A 5,157-nucleotide genomic window follows, 5' to 3' on the forward strand; every position below is an offset into this window, starting at 1 on the left:
TCAGACAATAGGTTCATGCAGATATATATACAATAAAGGATTAGCATTAAAGAAAGAACTTTGGGAGAATAAGAAAGAAAAACTATCACGATTTGATTTAGATAAACTCCTAAGAAAATGGAAAAAGGAATATGATTGGTTGTCACTACCACCTTCTCAATCTCTCCAGCAGGTTAATAAAGACTTAGACCTGGCATTTAAAAACTTCTTTAGTGGTTCAGGTTATCCTAAATTTAAAAAGAAAGGAATAAACGATAGTTTTAGAATCCCACAGAATATAACTTTAATGAGTCAACTATCTAAAAAGGTAGGTCAGGTAAAACTTCCTAAATTTAAAGTAGTGCATTTCACAAAGACAAGAGAAATTAAAGGTAAGATAAAGAATGTGACTATATCTAAGAAATGCAACAACTACTATATTTCCTTTAACTGCAAGCTTGATATAGCCGAGCCAAAAGAAAAAAAACAATCAGAGATAGGTATAGACAGAGGGATAAAAATATTTGCCCAATGTTCAGATAAAACAGCCATTTATTCAGTATCACCGTTAAAGAAGAATCTTGTTAAATTAGCCAGACTTCAGAGAAGATTAGCAAAGAAAAAGAAATTTTCTTCTAACTGGATAAAAACTAAAGCAAAAATAAATAAACTCTACTATCATATATCAAATGTACGTAAAGATTTTCTACACAAAACTTCCACACAATTAGCCAAAAGCCACAGCTTAATTGTCATGGAAGACTTGAAGGTAAGGAATATGACTAAATCTATAAGAGGTACTATAGAGAATCCAGGAAAAAATGTTAAAGCTAAATCTGGATTAAATAGGGCTATTCTTGACCAGGGATGGTCTATGTTTAAAGATTTTCTTTCATACAAGATGTATTGGTATGGAGGAGATTTAATCCTTATCAATCCAAAAAATACCAGTATCAAATGTAGCATATGTTCTCATATTGCTAAAGAAAACAGAGAATCACTAATAAAATTTCAATGTGTAAAATGTAAACACACAGAAAATGCAGATTTAAATGCAAGTAAAAACATATTAGCCGAAGGACATTCGGTGATAGCCTGTGGAGTAGAAGCATTGGTTTCTACAGTGAAGCAGGAACTCCAAACACGAAAACCGGTAACGGTATAAGTTGGAGAATCCCCTTGCTTTAGCTATGGGGAGTTGTCAAAAGAGCTTATACTCAATTTCATAAAGAAAAATAGGGATGTCAAGGCAAAGTAAAAATGTCCGTCTCCAGCAAAATAAAAATGTCCGGTTTTCATTTTTATGCATCATTGCCGTAAAAAATGATAAACTAATAATGGTCGCAAATAATATATTTGCGACTTTTTATTGAATTGATATCTTTTCTGTGATATTATTTTTTTACATATAATACAAGCAAAGGATAAAAATTATGAAGACGAAAAGATTGAGTATAGAGGAAAAGGTTAGAATTATTAAAAACAACTTAAAAAATAAAGATGTTTTTACTATCTCAGATGTGGAGCCTCTACTTAACAAGAAAAGGTCTACTCTCTATTGGACACTTTGGAATCTTGTGGAAAAAGGATATCTTTCGAGAGTAGGGAAAGGCCTTTATTCTCTCTATGAAAAGAAAGAATTGGTATCTCCTATTATTTCTAAAACTGGAAAAAAAGTTATTAAAATTTTAGAAGGGAGTGGTTATCAGTTTTTTATATCCGGACTTGATATCCTTTCTGTGTTCATGGAGCATATACCAGAACGTTTTCCGGTCATTCTTTTTGTTGAAAGAAATAACATTAATGAGATAGTAGATTTACTTATTGAAAATGGTATAGATGCTCTTCCAAATGTGAAAGGAGATATTATCTCTATCTTAAGACAACTTTACTTAGCAAAAGAAATTGTTTTAGTTTATACAACCAGTGAATTTAAATACTCGAACAAAGGAAGAGCTTCAATTGAAAAAGCTTTTGTAGACATATATTATGAGGTTACAAGAAAGGGATATCCATTGTCTCTACAGGAGTTAGCAAGAATATATCTAAATATGCATCGGCGTATCAGATTAGACACTAATCGTATGACAAAAATTGCTTCAAGAAGAAGCATACATTACGATATACGTTATATAATTGAAAATAGGCAAATTTCAGAAAAGGCAGTAGAGTTTGTAAAAATAATTAATTCCATTGAGAATAAATGAATTTTAATAATAAAGCACTTATTCATGATCAGAACTGTTTCGAGAGGAAAACACTCGAAGAACGTTCCAAAAAATTTGGTTTATTAAAAGGAAAATCACCACAAAGAATGTTTTGGTCTGTTGTTTCACATCAAAATATTGATGAAATTGATGAATGGATAGATAATTTTATAGACCAAATTGATTAAAGACTTCAGTAATAAAGAAGTGTCATAGTGAACTTCACAAAAGGTCTTAAATTTTTTCTTGGATTATCCTGGGAAAGAATTTGTTGAGAGAGAAATTAGGGAAGTAGTAAGTATTAGTAAGTCAGGGACCAATTATGCATTAAGGGAACTTGTGAAATCGAATTTTATCAATATGTATAAAAAAGGTAAAATGCATTTATATTCTCTGAATTATGAAAATCCTGTTGTTAAGCAATTGAAAGTATTAAAAATGATAATTTATATACAACCTGTTCTTAAAAAACTAGAAAGTTTATCTTCTAAAGTAATACTTTTTGGAAGTTCATCTAGAGGTGAAGATATTAAAGATAGTGATATAGATTTATTTGTAATTAGCAACAATAAAAAAGAAGAAATAGAGTTTCAGATTAATAAATTAAAATTAAAAAGAAAAGTACAAATTATAGTTCGAACTGAATTAGGGGAAACAGAGCTTAAAGAAAAAGACCCAATTTTTTATGAGCAAGTTCGACAAGGAATTATTTTATGGCAAAGAGAATAGAAAATCGTAAATTTTTAAATTGCTTAAAGAAAAATAAAAGAAGAGTAAATTTTTATCTTTGCTAATTTATTCAACAAAATTAAAAATTTTTCCTTTATATAAATTAGACATTAGTATTTTGCTCCCAAATTTTTTTGCATAAAACTTATCTACAGATATATTATTGGTTTTTAATATATTACTATGAACAAATATAAATATGGGTTCTATAAGTTTTTAAACTCGTAGAATCATTTGTTGGAGCTGAGTTTATAAGTGATAATTTTTTGTTATATAAATTGAATTAATTAATAATAGGTTAGAAAGAAAGATGAATAAAATTAAAAAGCATCTAAAGTTAGGATAGTTGAGGAAATATAAGTATGAAAATTAAAGAATTGATAAAAAAATGTGAATCCCAGGAAATTGAATTTAAGAAATCCTTAGCAGAAAGGAAGGAAATTCTTAAAACAATTTCAGCATTTGCGAACTCTAAAGGGGGAAAGATTTTTGTTGGAATAGAAGAAAATAAAAATGGTTCAGTAAAGGAGATTATTGGAATGGAAATCAGGGGGAGGGAGATTGAAAACCTAAGCAATGAAATTAAACAGAACACAGATCCAGTGATATTTCCCTCCATTGATCTAGAGGAATTAAAAGGAAAAACTCTTCTGATTATTGAAGTAAAGGAGAGTCCAGTAAAACCAGTGTTTGCTAAGATAGATAGAATTCCTGTAGCATTTAGAAGAGTTGGAAGAGTAAACCAGAAAATAACAGCTAATGAATTAAGAAGAATGATTTCAGAAGGAAAGGAATTTTTATGGGATTCTCAGGTTTGTGAGGATGCAATATTAGATGATATAGATGAAGAAAAAGTGAGATGGTTTTTGAGAAAAGCAAAAGCAGAAAGAAATTTAGATATTGACTCCGAAACTCCTGTAAAAGAAGCTCTTGAGAGATTAAAACTATATAAAGATGAAGGGTTGACCAATGCTGCTGTTCTGCTCTTTGGCAAAGAACCAACAAATTTTTTCTTACATGCAAAAATAAGATGTGCCAGATTCAAGGGAACAGATACCCATGATTATATTGATATGAAAGTATTTGAAAATACAATCCCTCAATTAAGAGAAGAATCCCTGAAATTTATTATGCAGCATATAAAGCACGGAATTTTCTTTGATGAAAACAGGAGATATGATAGATGGGAATACCCTATTAGAGCGTTAGAGGAGGTATTGAGTAATGCATTGGCACATAGAGAATATAATACTTCTGCACAAACCCAATTATCTATTTTTGATGATAGGATAGAAGTGTGGAATCCCGGGGAATTGCCTGATCCATTAACTCCTGAAGATCTAAAAAGAAAACATAGATCAATACCAAGAAACCCATTGATTGCTAATGGGCTATTTTTGATTAAATATATTGAACAATGGGGTAAAGGAACAAACAGAGTTATTGAAAGACTGATAGAACAACAATTAGATGAACCATTATTTCAAAATTTATCCGGAGGATTTGAAGTTATTATTTATGGTCCTGGCAAGAAATTTGAAGAAGAAATTGAGAGGGAAAAATTTCATATACTGGACATAAATGATAGACAAAAAAAGGCAATAGTGTATGTTAAAGAAAAAGGCAGCATAACCAAGAGAGAGTATATGAAAATGAATAAAGTGTCTGATAAAACCGCCTATTTAGAGTTAAAAGACCTTTTACTAAAAGACATATTCAATAGGGTGGGGATTGGAAGGTCAACAAGATATGTTGTGAAATAGGTGAAGTATTGAAAAGGTATTGAAAAGGTATTGAAAAATTATAACAGAAGTGAATGACAAAGGGTTCATATTACATCTTACATAATTCTGAAATAATTCCGAAATAAAATATGATAATTAAAAAATATAATTAAACGAGAAGGAATTGGTAGAGGGATTTATTATGTTTTGAAATAATGCGACGCAAATGCGACGGAATAAAGAATGAAAAAATAACTTTAGAAATTAGTGATAGTCTTTATGAAAAATTGATAGAAATAAGGGAATTAGAATCAGAAGTTGGTGGATTAAAAATAGAACCATTAGAAAAATAAATAATTGAAACTTTATAAATTGCTTTATATGAAATAGAGGAAGAAAAGAGAATTTTTTGATGTGCAATTATATTTCTTAAATCATTGAGCAAATCAGCAATTTCAGAAAATCTAAAACCATTCTTAACAACATCAACAAAATTTTCTAAATAAAATTTGAAACCA

Annotated in this window: 6 protein-coding genes; 5 read left to right on the plus strand and 1 reads right to left on the minus strand. The window is 29.6% G+C overall.

What is annotated here, in order from left to right; genetic code table 11:
- The 5 genes from KKC53_06175 to KKC53_06195 all read left to right on the plus strand — a co-directional run.
- Positions 1-1,144: transposase (locus tag KKC53_06175; GenBank protein MBU2598737.1), on the plus strand; the 1,144-nt coding region annotated here is incomplete at its 5' end.
- Between the two features lie 268 nt (positions 1,145-1,412).
- Positions 1,413-2,186 carry a hypothetical protein gene (locus tag KKC53_06180; GenBank protein ID MBU2598738.1) on the plus strand — a complete coding sequence of 258 codons (774 nt, stop codon included), beginning with the start codon at positions 1,413-1,415 and terminating at the stop codon, positions 2,184-2,186.
- Positions 2,183-2,374 (plus strand): hypothetical protein, encoded by a 192-nt coding sequence (locus KKC53_06185; GenBank protein ID MBU2598739.1) that lies wholly within the window; start codon positions 2,183-2,185, stop codon positions 2,372-2,374. Before KKC53_06180 ends, KKC53_06185 begins: the two co-directional genes overlap by 4 nt.
- A gap of 58 nt (positions 2,375-2,432) precedes the next feature.
- On the plus strand, positions 2,433-2,915 hold the full coding sequence (locus KKC53_06190) for a nucleotidyltransferase domain-containing protein (GenBank protein MBU2598740.1): 483 nt from the start codon (positions 2,433-2,435) through the stop codon (positions 2,913-2,915).
- Between the two features lie 362 nt (positions 2,916-3,277).
- Positions 3,278-4,678 (plus strand): putative DNA binding domain-containing protein, encoded by a 1,401-nt coding sequence (locus tag KKC53_06195; protein ID MBU2598741.1) that lies wholly within the window; start codon positions 3,278-3,280, stop codon positions 4,676-4,678.
- A 238-nt stretch (positions 4,679-4,916) separates the two neighbouring features.
- Here KKC53_06195 and KKC53_06200 read toward each other — a convergent pair.
- A partial coding sequence (locus tag KKC53_06200; protein ID MBU2598742.1) for a hypothetical protein occupies positions 4,917-5,157 on the minus strand: 241 nt, incomplete at its 5' end.

This window comes from Actinomycetota bacterium, from assembly GCA_018830725.1.
In the GTDB taxonomy this organism is placed as follows: Bacteria; Actinomycetota; Humimicrobiia; order JAHJRV01; family JAHJRV01; genus JAHJRV01.

What these genes read in the sequence shown, in the direction of transcription:
- KKC53_06195 (MBU2598741.1), top strand. Translation starts at nt 3,278, where the DNA reads ATGAAAATTAAAGAATTGATAAAAAAATGTGAATCCCAGGAAATTGAA.
- KKC53_06185 (MBU2598739.1), top strand. Translation starts at nt 2,183, where the DNA reads ATGAATTTTAATAATAAAGCACTTATTCATGATCAGAACTGTTTCGAG.
- KKC53_06180 (MBU2598738.1), top strand. Translation starts at nt 1,413, where the DNA reads ATGAAGACGAAAAGATTGAGTATAGAGGAAAAGGTTAGAATTATTAAA.